At 69.3% G+C, this 16758-nt stretch carries 14 protein-coding genes; 12 read left to right on the top strand and 2 right to left on the bottom strand.

Annotated elements, in window-relative coordinates; genetic code table 11:
* Positions 1-1048: helix-turn-helix domain-containing protein (locus tag ABD691_RS18405; protein WP_344681268.1), on the top strand; the 1048-nt coding region annotated here is incomplete at its 5' end.
* Between the two features lie 202 nt (positions 1049-1250).
* Here ABD691_RS18405 and ABD691_RS18400 read toward each other — a convergent pair.
* Together ABD691_RS18400 and ABD691_RS18395 are read right to left on the bottom strand one after the other, a co-directional pair.
* On the bottom strand, positions 1251-2912 hold the full coding sequence (locus tag ABD691_RS18400) for a hydantoinase B/oxoprolinase family protein (RefSeq protein ID WP_344681266.1): 1662 nt from the start codon (positions 2910-2912) through the stop codon (positions 1251-1253).
* The gene (locus ABD691_RS18395) at positions 2909-4945 is read right to left on the bottom strand and encodes a hydantoinase/oxoprolinase family protein (protein WP_344681264.1); all 2037 of its coding nucleotides are present in this window, start codon (positions 4943-4945) and stop codon (positions 2909-2911) included. Before ABD691_RS18395 ends, ABD691_RS18400 begins: the two co-directional genes overlap by 4 nt.
* Before the next feature lie 83 nt (positions 4946-5028).
* Between ABD691_RS18395 and ABD691_RS18390 the strand changes: the two genes are divergently transcribed.
* The 11 genes from ABD691_RS18390 (at position 5029) to ABD691_RS18340 (ending at position 16746) form a co-directional block, all read left to right on the top strand.
* Positions 5029-6438 (top strand): MFS transporter, encoded by a 1410-nt coding sequence (locus ABD691_RS18390; RefSeq protein ID WP_425565102.1) that lies wholly within the window; start codon positions 5029-5031, stop codon positions 6436-6438.
* Positions 6439-6704: 266 nt separating this feature from the next.
* Positions 6705-7619 (top strand): dTDP-4-dehydrorhamnose reductase, encoded by a 915-nt coding sequence (rfbD, locus tag ABD691_RS18385; protein ID WP_344681260.1) that lies wholly within the window; start codon positions 6705-6707, stop codon positions 7617-7619.
* A 55-nt stretch (positions 7620-7674) separates the two neighbouring features.
* Complete coding sequence (locus ABD691_RS18380) at positions 7675-8766, top strand: acyltransferase family protein (protein WP_344681258.1); 1092 nt, start codon at positions 7675-7677, stop codon at positions 8764-8766.
* Between the two features lie 246 nt (positions 8767-9012).
* Positions 9013-10698: a carbamoyltransferase C-terminal domain-containing protein gene (locus ABD691_RS18375; RefSeq protein ID WP_344681256.1), complete on the top strand. Its 1686-nt coding sequence runs from the start codon at positions 9013-9015 to the stop codon at positions 10696-10698.
* 38 nt (positions 10699-10736) lie between these two features.
* Complete coding sequence (locus ABD691_RS18370) at positions 10737-11726, top strand: ATP-grasp domain-containing protein (RefSeq protein WP_344681254.1); 990 nt, start codon at positions 10737-10739, stop codon at positions 11724-11726.
* Complete coding sequence (locus ABD691_RS18365; RefSeq protein WP_344681252.1) at positions 11726-12475, top strand: ROK family protein; 750 nt, start codon at positions 11726-11728, stop codon at positions 12473-12475. Before ABD691_RS18370 ends, ABD691_RS18365 begins: the two co-directional genes overlap by 1 nt.
* Positions 12468-13352, top strand: a complete 885-nt coding sequence (locus ABD691_RS18360; RefSeq protein WP_344681250.1) for a class I SAM-dependent methyltransferase — start codon at positions 12468-12470, stop codon at positions 13350-13352. Before ABD691_RS18365 ends, ABD691_RS18360 begins: the two co-directional genes overlap by 8 nt.
* 5 nt (positions 13353-13357) lie before the next feature.
* Complete coding sequence (locus ABD691_RS18355; protein ID WP_344681337.1) at positions 13358-13963, top strand: histidine phosphatase family protein; 606 nt, start codon at positions 13358-13360, stop codon at positions 13961-13963.
* Positions 13964-13970: 7 nt separating this feature from the next.
* Positions 13971-15428, top strand: coding sequence for a glycosyltransferase (locus tag ABD691_RS18350; protein ID WP_344681249.1), 1458 nt, complete (start codon positions 13971-13973; stop codon positions 15426-15428).
* Positions 15425-16087: a class I SAM-dependent methyltransferase gene (locus tag ABD691_RS18345; protein ID WP_344681248.1), complete on the top strand. Its 663-nt coding sequence runs from the start codon at positions 15425-15427 to the stop codon at positions 16085-16087. The genes ABD691_RS18350 and ABD691_RS18345 overlap by 4 nt, the downstream gene beginning before the upstream one ends.
* Before the next feature lie 35 nt (positions 16088-16122).
* The gene (locus ABD691_RS18340; RefSeq protein ID WP_344681246.1) at positions 16123-16746 is read left to right on the top strand and encodes a PIG-L deacetylase family protein; all 624 of its coding nucleotides are present in this window, start codon (positions 16123-16125) and stop codon (positions 16744-16746) included.
* The last annotated feature ends 12 nt before the right edge of the window (positions 16747-16758 follow it).

Here is a 16758-nt window from a genome sequence, read left to right as displayed (position 1 = left end):
GCGTCGCGCGGCGGTCACCGAGCGCTGCGCCCTGCGCATCGCCGAGGCGGGGCCGACGGCCCGGGCCGTGCTCGGCGTGCTCAACGCCGAGCTGCCCGGTGTCCGGGTCGCGCTGCTGGATCCGGCGGGCGAACTGGTCGCCGGGCGCAAGGAGGCGCGCGAGGCGTGGCTGCGCGGGCAGGAGGTGCTGGCCGAGGACGTGCCCGGGGTCGGCACCGCGCTCGGCCGGTTGGTCGCGGTGCTCGGCGACCGGTCGCAGGGCTGGCACCGCACGGTCCGCGGCGTCATGAAGATCGCGACCGGGCAGATCACGGCGTGGGCGGCGATGGCCCGGCTGCGCGCCGAACGGCGTCCGGCCGCCGCGACGGCCGTCCTGCGCCGGGTGCTCGGCGGTGCAGGCGTCCAGGAGCTGCGGGAGGACCTGGCCGCGCTGGGCTGGCCGACGTCTGGCCCGGTGCTCGCGGTGGTCGTCGTAGCGGTGGGCTCACCGCCGGAAGTTCCGGACGTCGAGCTGTGCGCGGCGTGGGAAGCAGCGGGAACCGGCGCGGCTCTGGCACCGGGAGCGGGGGAGTGGATCTGCTTCCTCCCGAGCGGCAAGCAGGTCGCCGCGGGGATGCGGCGGCTCGCCGCGCTGGCACCGGTCGCGGCCGGGACCGGGCAGGCAGCGGCAGGCGATCTGCCCGGTGCGGTGCAGCGGGCGCGGGCCGCCGCGGCGGTGGCGCGGCAGCAGGGCGGTGGAGCGGTCCTCGGCGCCGACGAGCTGGGCGCGCGCAGCCTGCTCGCCGCCCTGCCGCCCGAGCTCGCCGAAACGGCGCGGCACGTCCTCGACGGCGTGCTCGCCGCCGATGACGGCACCCTGCTGCCCACGCTGCGCGCGGTGCTCGACGCGGGTGGGTCGGTGAAGGATTCCGCGCGAGCGCTCGAAGTCCACCGCAACACGGTCACGGCGCGGCTGGAGCGGCTCCGCGAACTCGGTGCGGACACGGGAGATCCGCAGCAGCGGTTTGCGCTGCACCTGGCCTGCCATCTGCTGCGGGTGGAGGGCTGACCCCGGCGGTTTCGGTTGCGGCGAAGGATTCGGTCGCCGGGAACGGACATCAGGGGCTTCGGTTGCAGTGGAAGGAAAACATGCCGGGTGGGCTTCGGTTGCCGGGAACGGGCGCCCGGCGATGGTCCCGTTCCGGGGCCTGACAGCGAACGCGCCCCCGACTCGGGCAGCGGGGGCGCGTTCGGCGCTGGACCAGGCCGCCTCACCGCTCGCCGTACGGCTCCGCAGTGGTGATCATCCCGGTCCGGAGGTCCTCGCGGACGGCTTCGGCCGCGCGCTCCGCCGGATCGCCGACGCCGCCTCCGCCGCCGGTGCTGCACCGGACCACGTCACCTGCGCGCAGCGGCAGGCCGTTGACCTTCAGCATCCGCCGTTCGTCGGGCCGCCCCGGGTTGATGACGACCTCCGGCGGCTGCGCCGCACCGCCGCCGAACAGGCCCCACGCGGGGGTTGTCGAGCGCTCCCACCACAGCGAGAGCGTGGTGTCCGCGTCGACCACGTACTCGCGCACGACGCCGTTGCCGCCGCGCCACCGGCCGGCACCGCCCGAGTCCGGGCGGATGCCGTAGCGCCGCACCCGGATCGGGTAGCAGGTCTCGAACACCTCGATCGGCATGTCCTTCAGCGACCCGTTGACGTTGTTGATCAGCGCGCTCTCGCCGTCGCTGCCCCGCCAGGCGCCCCACCCGCCGACGGTCGCCTCCAGGCTCACGTAGTCCCGGCCGGTGCGCGGGTCGGTGCCGTGGAGCTGCACGATCATCGAGTCGCCGTAGCTGGCCGCCGCGGCCCGTTCCGGCACCGCCGGGGCCAGCGCGCGCACGATGAGGTCGATCAGCAGGCCGAGGTGGGAGAAGTACCAGCCGCAGGCCGCCGGGTCGGTGGCGCCGAGCATCGATCCCTCGCGCACCCGCACCTCGAACGGCCGGAACGACCCGCCGTTGAGCGCCACCCGCGGGCTGACCAGGAGCTTGTACGCCACGCGGCAGGCAGAAACCGCCTGCGCCGCACCGCAGTTGACCGGACCGGTGGCCTGGTCGGCGCAGTCGGTGACGTCGACGCTCATGCGTTCACCGCGCACCGTCACCCGCACCGTCAGCGGCAGCGGGACATCCAGGGCGATGCCGTCGTTGTCCAGCTGCCCCGATGCCTCGTACACGCCGTCGGCGATGGCGGCGACCCGTTCCCGTTCCAGGCGCTCGGTCTGGCGGAAGATCTCGTCCCGCGCGGCGAGCACCTCGTCCAGCCCCCACCGGTCGACGATCTCGGCGAGCCGCCGCTGCCCGGTGCGGGCGCAGGCGATCTGCGCGCCGAGGTCCCCGATCGCCGACGCGGGGAACCGCAGGTTGCGGCTGATGAGGTCCAGCACGTCGGCACGGTCCCGGCCGCCCTCGACGACCTTGATCGGGCCCAGCCTCAGGCCCTCCTGGTGGATGGACGTGGAATCCATCGGTGTGCCGGGATCCTTGGCGCCGACGTCGAGCCAGTGCGCCCGGGAGGCGGCGAAGCCCAGCAGCCGCCCGTCGGCGAAGACCGGCGCGTAGACGGTGACGTCGTTGAGGTGCGTCCCGCCGATGTAGGAGTCGTTGAGCAGCCACACGTCCCCGGGCTGCCAGACCTCCGGACCGAAGGTGGCCTCGGTGTGCCGGGTGCAGATCTCCAGGTTTCCCAGGAAGATCGGCAGCCCCGAGGACTGGCCGAGCACGTTGTGCTCGGCGTCGAGCAGCGCCACCGCGCAGTCCCGGCCCTCGTAGATCACCGGCGTGTAGGCGCTGCGGATGAGCGCGGTGTTCATCTCCTCCGCCGCGTTGACCAGGGCGCAGCGGATGATCTCGGTGCTGATCGGGTCGATCGTCGGACGCGTCACTGGTTGCCTCCGGTGAGGAAGAGGGAGCCGATTTCGTCTGTCGTGCAGCGGAATCCGGGCGGAACGACAGTTGTGGCGGTGGACTCGACGACGATCGCCGGGCCGGGCACCGCGTGTCCCGGCGGCAGATCGTCGCGGCGCAGGATCGTGGTGTCCTGTTCGGACCGGTCGAACACCACGGGCCGGGTGATCCGGTTCGCGTCGGGGTCGCCGCCGCCGACCGGCGTCGCGCCGAACCTCTCCAGGTGGCCGAACGCGATCGTCCGCAGCGTCACGAACTCGATCGGCGCGCCGGGGTTGGCGTGGCCGTATCGGCGCTCGTGCAGGTCCGAGAACCGCGCCGCGACCGCATCGACGAACCCGGCCTCCGCCGGTTCGCCCGCGTGGGAGATCGGCACGGCCAGGGTGTACTGCTGACCGACGTAGCGCACGTCGACAGCGTGCTCGACCCGCAGCCGGTCCGCGGTGACCGACTCCTCGCCGAGCGCGTCCGCGGCCTCCCGCTCCAGCTCGCCGAACGCGCGGGCCATCGCCGCGCCGTCGAGGTCGGTTCCCCCGACGAAGTGCGGCTGCGCGAAATCCTTGCGGATGTCGGTTTCCAGCATGCCCCACGCGGAGAACGCGCCCGGCCAGCGCGGCACGATCACCTCGGAGATGCCGAGTTCGGCGGCGAGGAACGCGGCGTGCATCGGACCGGCGCCACCGAACGCGACGAGGCTGAACTCCTGCGGCTCGATGCCCTGCTCGACGGTCAGCGTCCGGATCGCCTGCGCCATCTTGGCGTTCGCCACGTCGCAGATGCCCTCGGCCAGTTCCAGGGGTTCAAGGCCCAGATCGTCGCCCACAGTGGACAGAGCGCGGCGGGCCGCCTCGACGTCGAGGCTCAGGTGCCCGCCCGCGAACCAGTCCGGGTCCACCCGGCCGAGGGCGCAGTTGGCGTCGGTGACCGTCGGCCGCGTGCCGCCGCGCCCGTAGCACGCCGGACCGGGATCGGCACCCGCGGACTCCGGCCCGACCCGCAGCCCACCGCCCTCGACGTAGGCGAGCGAGCCGCCGCCCGCGCCGATGGTGTGGATGTTGACCACCGGCATCATCAGCGGGAAGCCCTCCATCTCCGCCTCGGTGGAGACGTCCGGCTGACCGCCGACGACCAGCGACACGTCGAAGGACGTGCCGCCCATGTCCACGCAGATCAGGTTCGGCCGGTCCAGCGCCCGCGCCAGCGCGACGCCGCCCATCGTGCCGCCGACCGGCCCGGACAGCAGTGTCTGCAGCGGTCGCCTGCGCGCCGCCTCCGCGCTGACGATGCCGCCGGAGGACTGCATGACGTGCACCGGCACGGCGAGCCCCCGCCCGGTGAACTCCTTTTCCAGCCGGGACAGGTACTCCCGCACGACCGGGGCCGTGTACGCCTCGACGACGGTCGACGACGTGCGTTCGTACTCCCGCCACTCGCGCGCGACCTCGTGGGACAGCGAGATCGGCGCGTCCGGTCCCAGTTCCTCGCGCAGCACCTCGGCGGCCCGCCGCTCGTGCTCCGGATTGAGGTAGCTGAACAGGAAGCAGACCGCGATCGCCCCGAAGTCCTCGGCGCGGAAGCGCCTGGCCGCGGCGCGCAGCGCGGGTTCGTCGAGTGCGGCGATCTCCCGACCGGCGTGGTCGAGCCTGCCGCCGATCTCGACGGTGGCGCTGCGGTCGACCAGCGGTGTCGGCTTGCGGTAGTGCGCGTCGAACAACCGGTTCCGGTGGCCCCGCGCGATCTGGTACACGTCGCCCGCGCCCTCGGTCGCCAGCAGCAGCACCGGAACGCCGCGCCGTTGCAGGAAGGCGTTCAGGCCCTGCGTCGTGCCGTGCACGGTGAACGCGATGTCGGCGGGGTCGACGCCCACCGCGCCCAGCGCGGCGAACACCCCTTCGGTGAGGTCGTGCGGCGTGGTCGACGACTTCGCGGCGGTGTAGGTGCCGGTGGTGTCGTCGCAGGCCACGACGTCGGTGAAGGTCCCGCCGATGTCCATGGAGACCCGGTAGCCCATAGCCTGACTCCTCGTGTCGGATGGCTGATACCGCAGACGGTAGGAACGGAGTCGGTGCATCCGCTGGGCGCGATGCACAGCCGATGGCCCGCTGGTGTGCACGGAACACACCATCGCGGGGCCGCCCGAGCGTAGTTTCCCGGCATCGCGCACGGAGGGAGCCAAGGATGGATCGGGATGCTTCGCACACCGAGCCCGCCACCCGTGAGGTCGGCGAGGTGTTCAGGGACATGCGGCTGACCCGGCGGCACGTCCTGGCCGGGCTCGGCCTGTTCGTCGCCGCGGCGGTGGACTCCTGGGAGCTGCAGGCGATGGTCTACGTCGCCGACGGCATCCAGCACGACCTGGGCATCGACCAGGCCGGGCTGGGCACGCTGATCTCGGCGCTGTTCCTCGGCACCATCCCCGGTGTGCTGCTGTGGGGGCCGATCGCGGACCGGATCGGGCGGCGGCCGACGTTCGTCATCAGCATGCTCGCCTACGGCGTGCTCGCGGTGTGCTGCGCGCTGGCGCCGGACTACTGGACGCTGCTGGTCTTCCGGTTCCTCGCCGGGCTCCTCTACGCGGGCGCGCACTCGATCACCTACCCGTACTTCGAGGAGCTGATGCCGGTCCGGGTGCGCGGGCGCGCGACGGTGTACCTGGCATCGGGCTGGCCGGTGGGACTGCTGGTCGCGACCGGGCTCGCGGCGCTGCTGTCCAGCAGCGACTGGCGGCTGTTCATGGGCGTCAGCGCCGGAGGCGCGTTGTGCGCGTTCCTGGTGCTCGCCTGGGTGCCGGAGTCGCCGTACTGGCTGGCGATGCGCGGCAAGCAGCAGCGGGCGCGCGACTCCCTGCGGTGGCTCGGCGGGGCCCACGTCCCTGACGGCATCGTGCTGACCACGCCGACGCGGACCGGTGACCCGTCGGCGTCCCCGCTGCGCGGCAGGCTCGGCCGCTACACGCTCTTGCAGGTCGCGATCAACTTCGTGTTCGCCTGGGCGTACTGGGGGCTTCAGACCTGGCTGCCCACGCTGCTCGCCGAACGCGGGCTGTCGCTGTCGTCGAGCCTGACGTTCATCGCGCTGAGCGCGCTGCTGATGTTCCCCGGCTACCTGACGGCGTCCGCGCTGACCGCCCGGTACCGCCGGAAGAAGGTCTTCGTCGGCTACATCGCGGGCGCCGGGGTCGGGGGCGCGCTGTTCGCCTCGGCCGCGTCGATGCCCCAGCTCTACGCAGGCAACTTCCTGCTGGCGTTCTTCAGCCTCGGTGCGTGGGGCGTCTGGAACACCTGGTTCGGCGAGCTCTACCCCACAGCCGTGCGCGGCACCGCCTACGGCTGGGGCATCGCCGGGCAGCGGGTCGCGAACACGGCCGCCCCGACGGCGATCGGCTTCCTGCTCGCGCAGGCGGCCGGGTTCACCGCCGTGGTCGCCTCCGTCGTCGGGTTCCTCGTGCTGACGGCCGCTTTCGCCCTCGCGCTTCCGGAAACCGAGGGGAAGGAGCTGTCGTAGTCCGGCCACTGTGGACATCTGTTGCGAGTGTCGAGCCTGCTCGACAGCGTGCATCATATGGCGCTCCACTTGGCGCAGGGGCTCAGTCGACTGGTGGGCTCGGCAGAGCAGCAACCCATTCCCTGAATGGCAACGCCTCATGTCTATCGCTATTCCTTCGCCTTATCCCGGCTTATCGCGTATGGTCCGGCGAAACGTCGTGGGGGTCTTGGAGTGCTATTGGATCGCGGGTGACCGCTACGCCAAGCGCAAGCCAGGAGGTGTCTATGCGGTGGCTGATCACGGGGGCCGGAGGGGGTCTTGGCACCGAGCTCGTTCGGGTTCTCGCCCGGCGTGGCGAGTCGGCTCTCGCCTTGACCCGTGCCCAGTTCGACGTGAGCGATCCGGATGAAGTGGCAGCCGTGGTTCGGAGATGGGGCGAGGCGTCGGCTGAGCGCGGTGTCCTCATCAATGCCGCGGCTTTCACCGCGGTCGATCTCGCTGAAAGCGATCCGGAGGCGCGCAGGGCCGCTCACTCCGCGAATGCCTTGGCACCGGGGCTTCTCGCGAGCGCCTGCGCAAGCGTCGGTGCTCGTATTGTTCATATCTCAACCAACTACGTCTTTGACGGCGCACGGACAGACGGGATCGGATACGAGCCGAACGACCCGACCGGACCGCTGAACCATTACGCGCGAACGAAAGTCGAGGGCGAGGAGCGGGTGCGTGATGCGGCGCCCGCCGGTCACCACATCGTTCGTACGGGGTGGCTGTACGGAGCTGTCGGGACGAATTTCGTCCGCACGATCGCCGATCTCGCCGCTCGCAACCCCACGCTCGAAGTGGTCGACGACCAGCACGGTCAGCCCACCTGGGCTGCGAGCTTGGCCGAGGCGATCGTCGCGTTGGCGTCCTCCGACGCTTCTACCGGGACATTGCACGTCACCGATGCCGGCCGGACCACGTTCTGGGGCTTCGCCCGCGCCGTTCTCGAGGAAATCGGCAGCGATCCGTCGCGGGTCCGCCCCATCACGACCCGCCGAATCGCGCGGCCTGCGCGCCGACCAGCGTGGTCGGTTCTCTCCGACGCTGCCTGGCGGGCGACCAGGCTTCCTCCGCTGCCTCCATGGCGGGAGTCGCTCCGCACTGCGATCCGACGGCATCCCGACCTCGTGCGGCGGAACGTTCCGACGCCGGAGTAGCACTCAAGCCCCGATCGAGCACCACGGAGATGCCTTGCCACCTCCCCATTCATCCGTGCGAAGCGACCCCGGTCAGCGTTCGGTCATTCCAGCGCTGACCGGGCTCCGGATCGTGGCCGCACTGGCGGTCGTCGCGTTCCACCTCCGGGAAGAACCTCTCGCCGGCCTCCTGCCAGGTCTCGCGCAGCAGCTGGACTTCGCCGTTTACGGTGGGCTGGGCGTCGACCTGTTCTTCACGCTGAGCGGGTTCATCCTCTCGCTGAACTACCTGGACGCCTTCGCTCGGCTCCGCCGAAGGGCGCTGGTCCGGTTCCTGTGCATGCGGTTGGCGCGCATCTATCCCGTCCACGTCGTCACCCTGCTGGCGATGGTGGTGATCGTCGCCGTCACGCCAGAGGTGGCCACCACGGCTTCCGGAGGCGAGGTCTACAGCGCAGAAGCGTTCGTGGCCAACGTTTTCCTGGTCCAGGCATGGGGAACCAGCGACTTCACCTGGAACTATCCCGCGTGGTCGATCAGCGCCGAGTGGTTCGCCTACCTCGTGTTCCCCTTCCTGGCGTTCGTCATGTGCCGATGGGGCCTCGCCCGCGCCACCTGGGCGTACGCCGGTCTTGTCGTGACCGTCGTCGGAGGCATCGCCGCTCTCGCCACCTCGGCCGGTTCCGGATTCGAGCCCCTCATCCGCGTGGCCACGGAGTTTTCCACCGGCTGCCTGCTCTATGTGCTCCACCGGGAGACGCCGCTGGGACAGGGCTTGGCCGCGGGAGCGCGGCTCGCGGTGATCCTGGCGGCCAGCATTGTTCTGACCGTCGCGCTGGACGGCAATCTCTACACCCTGGCTCCGGCGCTCGCGCTGGTCATCTGGGGAATCGCACGAACGCGCGGCCCGCTCGCGCGCCTTTTGTCGTCGCGTTCCATGGTATTCGGCGGCGAAGCTTCCTATGCCTTGTACATGACGCACGTCGTCGTCATCACCGCGCTGAGCCATCTACTGCCGACGGCCGACTACACACATGAGCAGTTGTTCATTCGTATTGCGGTGACAGGAGTCTACGTCGCATCCATCGCAGTAGTGGCTCTATTGACGTATAAGTACGTCGAGCGTCCGGCCCGGCGGTGGATTCGTCGTCAGCTGTCGTCCGATTAGGCCCTTCGCGTGAGAAACCCGCAAACGGGCCGACTTCCGGCCTTGACCGACTTTTGGCCGCCGGGTAGCTTCGCGGTAGGTAGGGGGTCAATTACTGATCGCAGGTTACTGATCACAGGTCTGTTCTGGACTGATTTTCGCTATCCGCCGGGCGATGCGGCGATGTTGGAGCACATCGCCCGGCGGACGCTTCGCCCTCGCGGAACTTGTCGAGACTCCGAGGAGGAAGATGTGAGATGCCTGGGCTTGAGCGGCGGTTATCGCCACGATGCCGCGGCGTGCCTGGTTGAAGACGGTGTCATCCTGGCCTATGTCGAGGAGGAGCGGCTCAGCAGACAACGGCACGCCGTCGGATCGGGGCCCCGCCGCTGCATCGACTGGGTGCTCGAGGAATCCGGTGTGGAACTCGGTGATGTCGACGCGGTCGGTTTGGCCTGGAATCCGCACTTCGACGGGGATGTCGACGAGATCTCCGCGGACTCGCCCGAATACGCCGAGCTGTCCGCTTCCGCGTTCGCGGGTCGTGATCTCCCTAAAACGTTTTACGTAGACCACCACCTCGCGCACGCCGCGTCGGCCTACCGCACATCGCCGTACCGCTCGTCGCTCGTGCTCACCATCGACGGCTACGGGGACGCCAGGTCGATGGTGGTCTACCGGGCCGACGGCGACCGGCTGGTCGAGCTGGCGAGCGCCGGCCTGCAGCATTCCTGGGGCTGGCTCTACCAGATGGTCACCGAGCACACCGGACTGGGCTCCTGGCAGCACGCAGGCAAGACCATGGCGCTGGCCGCCCTCGGCACGCCCCGGTACGCGGGCGTCTTCGACGAGTTCCGAACTTTCGGGCAGGGGTTTCCCAGCCCGGAGGAAGTCGGGATGGCAGACGTCGTCCGCGACAACCGAAGACTCGGCGGGGCCTACTACGACGAGGCGGAGTCGTGGCTCGGATCGCGGCTGCAGCAGTACGGATTCGAAGCTTCCCGGCCGCGTTCTCCGCGGTACGACCGCGTGACCGGCGCCCGCCTCCACCCGCCTGTCGCCGACGCGGCGGCCGATCTCGCCTCCTCCCTGCAGAAGACCTTCGAGGAATACCTCGAAGACATCGCCTCGACCTACCTGCGGCGCGAGGGGCTGGAGCACCTGTGCGTCGCGGGTGGTGTCGGACTCAACTGCAAGGCAATGGGATCCCTGCTGACCCGGCTCCCGAACCTGCGCGGCATCTACGTGCCGCCGGTGGCCGCGGACATGGGCGGCGCCTTGGGGGCGGCGGTGGAGGTGCTGAACGCCCTCGGTGATCACCGCCGGCCCGACATCACCGACGCGCGGCTCGGGCCGAGCTACTCCGACGGCGACATCGCGGGAATCCTCGGCAGCTACGGCATCAGCCACAAGAGGAGCAACGACATCGCCGCGGACACCGCGGACCTGGTCGCCGACGGACGTGTGGTGGGATGGTTCCAGGGCCGCGCCGAAGTCGGCCCCCGAGCGCTCGGTGCGCGCAGCATCGTCGCCAGGCCGGACCGCGACGACCTGGCGTGGCGCGCCAACACGCAGATCAAGAACCGCGAACCGTGGCGCCCGTTCTCCCCGAGCGTGCTTCCCGGGGAGTACATGAACACCCGGTGGAAGCACGCGGACCAGGCGTCGCCCCACATGGCGCTCGCCCTCGACGCCGTCGATGTCGACGGCCTGGCCGCCGTCGTCCACGACGACGGAACCAGCCGGGTCCAGCGCGTCGCTTACGGCGAAGACGACCCGTACACCGCATTGCTGCGCGAGATGGAGAAGCGCACGGGTGCGCCCGCCGTGCTCAACACGAGCCTGAACGGGCGGGAGGAACCGATCGTCACGCGGCCCCCGGAGGCGCTGAAACTGCTGTTCACCTCGCAGATGGACGCCCTCGCGATGGGTTCGTTCCTCATCACCAAGTAAGCCACTCGAACACGGAAGGTCCCGGTGTGTCCAGAGGATTGATCGCGGTCACCGGAGTCGGCGGAACAGCGGGCTACAGCCTGGCCCAACGGTTGCACGAGGACGGTTACGACGTTCTCGGCCTGGACGCGGACAGCTGGTCGCCGGGCTTCGTCCACGCCCAGCGCTCCCGGCTGATACCGACGTCCGACGCCCCCGACTTCGTGCCCGCGTTGCGGGACACCTGCCGTGAGGCGCGGGCGGACGCGTTGATCAGCACCGTCGAGTCCGAGCTTCTGGAGTTGGCGCGGAAACCGGACACCTTCGACGAAACCGGGACGCGTGCCTGGATTCCAGATGCCGAGTACCTGCGCTTGTGCCTCGACAAGCTCGCCTTCTACGAGTTCCTCTCCGCGCGGGGGTTTCGGGTGCCGCACACTGCTTCCCTCGACGGGGAACAGTCCACTCCGGACCTTCCCGGCGGGTGCGACCTCATCGTGAAGCCTCGTTTCGGCAGGGGCGCGAAGGACACGTTCCGCTGCCGGAACCTCGCGCAAGCTCGCTCCCTTGGTCGCGCGATCCCGGGCCTGATCGTGCAGCCGAGGATCGAAGGCGACGAGTTCACCGCCGACTGCCTGGTGGACCGCGCCGGCCGGGCGTCGATCGTCCTGCGGATCCGCCGGAGGACGAAAGCAGGCGTCTCGGTCGTGAGTGAGACGATTCACCACGACGGTGCGGCCCGCACGATCGCAGCGGTGCTCGACACCCTCGGCGCGAGCGGGGTCTGCAACGTGCAAGGATTTCTCGGCGCGGACTCGGGGATACACCTCACGGAGGTCAACCCGCGCTTCGCCGGTGGGTTCCCGCTCTCGGAACGGGCCGGGGCGCAGTTGACCGCGCAGTACCTGAACGGACTGTTCCGCCTGCCGGTGGATCACCGTGCGCTCGCTTACCGCACCGGCGTGATCATGCGCCGCTACTTCACGAACGACTTCGAAGAAAAGCCGTTGAACAATGCGAATTGGGTCCGTCAGGAGGAGCCTGTCTGATGCCCAGGTGGGTGTTCGTCGAGATCGGTGGGTCGTCTGCCCAGAGCAGTGTTGAGGCACAAGGGGGTTTCCAGTTCTCCGACGGGGTGCGGCGAGAACCCGGCGCCCGGTACGCCCTCGCCGTGCCCGGCGTCATCCGTCCACCGGAGGTGCTCTACGCGTCGAACCTCGGATGGCCCGACGTCGCCGACCCGGCGCACGAGCTGGACCTGCACCCCATCGGAGTGCTCGTCAACGATGCCGTCGCGGCCGGCCTGGGCGAGGCGGTTCTCAGGTCCGGCGAAGGCGCGCAACCGCCAGACCTGCTCTACACCGCGCTCGGCACCGGCGTCGGAACCGCTTTGGTGCGCAACGGTTCGGCAGTCGACGCGGACATGGGCCACATCCCGGTCGGCGGGCGGAACTTCTGCGAGGGATGCCGCAGTCACGGTTGCCTGAACTCCACCATCGAGGCCAAGCGCCTGTCGTACCCCGTGACCGCAGAAGAGGTGGACTTCGTGGTTTCGATGCTCCTGGAGGCGCTGGAAGGCATGCGTGCGCGAGGCCCGCTGCCCTCCCTGCTGGTCCTGGCGGGCGGGATCACCCGGTCGACACCCGAACTCATCGACAGGCTCGCGGCGAGGACGGTTCCGGATCTGACCGTCGAGCCCACTGCGGCGGCTCGGGAGGCGAAGTCAGCCGCCTACGCCGGCCTCAGCCGTCTCGCTCACGAAGCGGACCGACAGGGGAAGGAACCGATTGATGATTGAGCACGCCCGCTTCGCAGCGGAGTCTCTAGCGCTGACGATCGCTGCCAGCCGCCCGGTGAGCAGACCGAACCGCCCGATGAAGGTCGCACTTCGCGCCGTCGACGGACTGGTCCGCGCCGCAAGCCGTCAAAGCATCCCGCCGACCTCGCTGCTCTACGAGGGACCGCCGTTCGCCGCCCACTACCTCTTCAACGGCTGGGAGTACGAGAAATATCTCAAGCGGTTCGGGATGAAGCCGGACAGCGCGGTGCTCGACGTGGGATGCGGTGTGGGCAGGAAGGCGTGGGCGATCATCCGGTCGTTATCCCGTGACGGCTCCTACCACGGGTTCGACATCGTTCCGGAGGCCGTCGACTGGTGCAAGAGCCAGTGGCGGGAGAGTGGCGACCGCATCTCGTTCAAACACCTCGACGTGCACAACCAGCACTACCACACGAAGGGCGCCCGCACCGCCGAGCAGATCCGCTTCCCGTACAACGACTCCAGCTTCGACCTCGTGCTGAGTTCTTCGGTGTACACGCACATGCTGCCATCGGCGGTCACCACGTACCTTCGCGAATCGCGCCGCGTCGCGCGGGACGGCGCACATCTCGTGACGTCGTTCTTCGTCCTCGACGAGACCAGCTCCAGCAACATCAGCCGTGGCCGCAGCGTGTACACCTTCGCGCACGAACACGGCGGATGCCGGGTGGAGCACCCCGACTGCCCCGAGCACGTCGTCGCCTACGACCGGGAGCAGCTCGAAAAGCTCCTCGCCGAGGAGGGGCTGAGCATCGTGACCCACCTCCCCGGGAGGTGGAGCGGTCGCCGCGACGGCTATGCCTACCAGGACCTGTACGTGCTGACGCCCACCGCCGGCGCGGGGAGGCGGCCGTGACCAGGATGGTGTTCCTCCGCCACGGACATTCGCAGAAGAACGCCCTCGATCGCCACGGCGGACCAGGACTTCCGCTCACCGGTCAAGGGCGAGATCAGGTGCGGGACGTGGCGAAGGAACTCGCGAGCTCGTTCGGGACACCGTCCCGCGTGTTCTTCTGCGATCGCGTCCACATCGAGGAAACCGCGCGGCTGCTGGCCGATTCCTTCGGCGTCGCACACGATTCCGACGAGCGCATCCGCCCCATGGGCCTGGGCGTGCTCGACGGCCTGTCGCGCGCGGAGGCAGCCGAGAAGTACCCGGAAGCAGCCGATTCCCTCCAGCGCTGGCGGGAGCTCGGCCGCGGTCTCGAACGCTTGAACATCCCGCTCGGCGAGGACTTCGAGTCCTTCCGCGCGCGGACCGAGTCGTTCGTGGCCGAACGCTGCGCCGAGGCAGCGGCGGAAGCCCCGTACACGATCACGGTCACCTCCAACAGCACGATCATCATGCTCGTCAACATCGCCGAACACGGCGTCGGCGTCACCGCGTCGCAGTACCGCAACGTCATCACGGCGAACGCCGAGTACACGGTGTTCGACACCGAAACGGTCGCCTGCGGAAAAGGGTGAGTGAGGAATGCGAATCCTGTACGTCGGCCCGTCGACCGAGCGTGTTCCGCCCTACCGGTACGGATCAGTGGGGCGGATCGTCGACCAGCTCGTGCAGGGTTGCTTCGAGCACGGCCAGGAGATCGACCTCATCGCTAGCGGGGACTCGCGCACGAAAGCGCGGCGCCTCATCCCGGCAGCGGATGCTCCGGTCAAGAGGGTGGAAAGCGTGCTGGAGCGCGTCGCCGAGCTCGTGCACCGCCTCGCTCCGCAGTACGACCTGGTGCACAACCACGAATCTGTCCTCGCCCCGTACCTCGAACCTGTCCGCGGCAGCGAGGTGATGACGACCTGCCACCTGGAGCAGCAGGACGTCTGGACCGGGATCTCCCGGCAGTGGCTGGTCCCGATCTCCGCCGATCAGGCGCAGCGCATCGGTGGTACGCGGATCACGGATCCGATACCTCCGTGCGTCAACACCGCCGAGTTCGGGGTTCCGCGCGGCGAGGACGGCGGGTACCTGCTGGTCCTGTCCAAGATGTCGCAGAAGAAGGGCATCATGGACGCGATCAGCATCGCGCGTGCGTCGGGTCGGAAGCTTGTGCTGGCGGGCCCGGTCTTCCCCAAGGACCAGTCCTTCTACCTGCGGTCGATCGCCCCCGAGATCGACGGGAGCCAGATCGTCTACTTCGGAGAAGCGGTCGAGCACGAGCGGCGGGCACTGCTCCGGCACGCTTCGGCGCTCCTGTTCCCGAACCTCTACGGTGAGCCGTTCGGGATGGTGTTGCTGGAGGCGCTCGCGTCGGGAGTCCCGGTCATCGCGTCGGGGTCCAACGCGGCTCCGGAGGTGATCGAGCACGGCCGCACGGGGTTCCTCGCATCCGGCGTCGGCGAGGCGGTCGAGGCGGTCGAGCGGTTGGCGGACATCGATCCCGTCGCCTGTCGCCTGCGAGCGGAGCACTTCAACTACCACGCCGTCAGCGCGTTGTACCTCCGCGCGTACCGGAGGCTCTTGGGGAACTCCTCGGAAGCACCCACGACTCGTCCTCTCGTCTTCCTCCTCCGCGGGAAGGTCAGCTCGGAGGCGAGATCCGAACTCACGGGAGCCATGCGTGCCGCTTCGGCAGGGGCCCTCGCATCGCTCGCCCTCGAACCCGGAGCGTCTTCCGAGTCGGTGGTCCAGCTGGCCAGTACCGGGAGCCGGGATGCGTCAGTCGTCCTGATCTGGGCCGGAGACAGCACACCCGAACGGTTGCCCGACGATCTTTCACGCCGGTACAACATCGCCGACATCACGCTCGTCGACGGTGCCGCCAGGTCGCCGGAGACCGCCATCGGCAAGCAGGAAGGCGAATTCCGCGCACGCACGCCCAGCACGATGCTGTCGAGCGACGTGCCCGCTCCGACCCTCGCGCGCCAACTGCTCGCCCACGGCGGGCTCCGGTTCGACGGCCGAAACCCCGAGAAGGGAGCTGGTTCCAGTTGAGCACCAACGCACGCGCACGGGCCGTCGTGGAGGAGATGTTCAGCGAGAACACCGCGTTCGGCCGCACCGGGCGGAAGTTCAAGACCTCGCACACCTCGATGCCGCTGCCCGCCTGCGACTACGTCGTGGAGCTGGCCGACCGGCTGGGAGCCGAGCGCACCGTCGAGATCGGACTGGGACTCGGGGTGGCCTCCATCTTCCTGGCCTCGCGCCGGTCGGAGGGCGCCGCGAAGCACGTCGCGGTGGATCCCTTCCAGCATTCGATCTGGGACGCGGCGGGGCTCGTGGCCCTGGAGCTGGCCGGTCTCGAAGACGACGTGCGCCTCGTCCAGCGGCGGTCCGAGGACTGGCTGCCGGGCCTTGCCGGGCAGTCGGTCCGCTTCGACCTCGCGCTCGTCGACGGGGACCACCACTTCGAGCACGTCCTGATGGACCTGCACCACCTCGCTCGATGCCTGTCGCCCGGCGGGCGGATCGTGGTGGACGACATCCATCTCCCGTCCGTGCGGGGCGCGGTCGGCTTCTTCGTGCACAACCTCGGGTGGCGCACCACCGCCCGCCCCGGACTGCGGGACGACCTCGGGCGCGAACGCCTGCTCGTGCTCGAACCCCGCGACGACGTGGACCGCTCCTGGGACCACTTCGTCCCCTTCCTGTGAAGCCAGTCGAATGTGGAACCAAGTGGAGGTGAAAGATGCGGGTACTCTCGATCGGCGCGCATCCGGACGACATCGAGATCGGCTGCGGCGGTGCGCTGCTGTGGCATCGCAAGCGAAACGACGATGTCCACATGGTCGTGATGACCGACGACTTCCGCGAAGGGAAGGAATCCTGCCGTCTGCGACGTCGTGAGGCCGAACGATCCGCCGAGCTGCTCGGGGCGTCGTTGACCTTCGGCGGATTCCAGGACAAGGCACTGGAAACGCTCCCGGCCATAGAACTGATCGAGAAGGTCGCGGCCGAGTTCGCGCCCTCGCTCGTCTACGTCCACGATCCGAACGACTCGCACCAGGATCACCGTACGACGAGCCTGGCCACCATGTCGGCGCTGCGCAGGGAACGCTCGATCCTTTGCTACAAGGGCCTTTCGAGCAGGGACGCGAACGCCAACGCCTATGTGGACATCGGCGAGTTCCTCGACGCGAAGGCGGAACTGGTCGAGCAGCACCGGAGCCAGGTCCAGCCTGCCGGTTGGATCGATGTCGATCTCCTGGTGTCCATCGCGCGCACCACCGGTCACGCGGCGAGATCGGACTTCGCCGAGGGGTTCGTGGTCGAACGGCTCTCGCTCACCGGGGCGTTCGAAGCGATGACGTGATGAAACGTTTCG

It is taken from the genome of Saccharopolyspora taberi (assembly GCF_039534165.1).
Lineage (GTDB): Bacteria > Actinomycetota > Actinomycetes > Mycobacteriales > Pseudonocardiaceae > Saccharopolyspora_D > Saccharopolyspora_D taberi.
The sequence above is the reverse complement of the archived record's forward strand: the minus strand, read 5'-3'. Positions and strand labels throughout refer to the sequence as shown.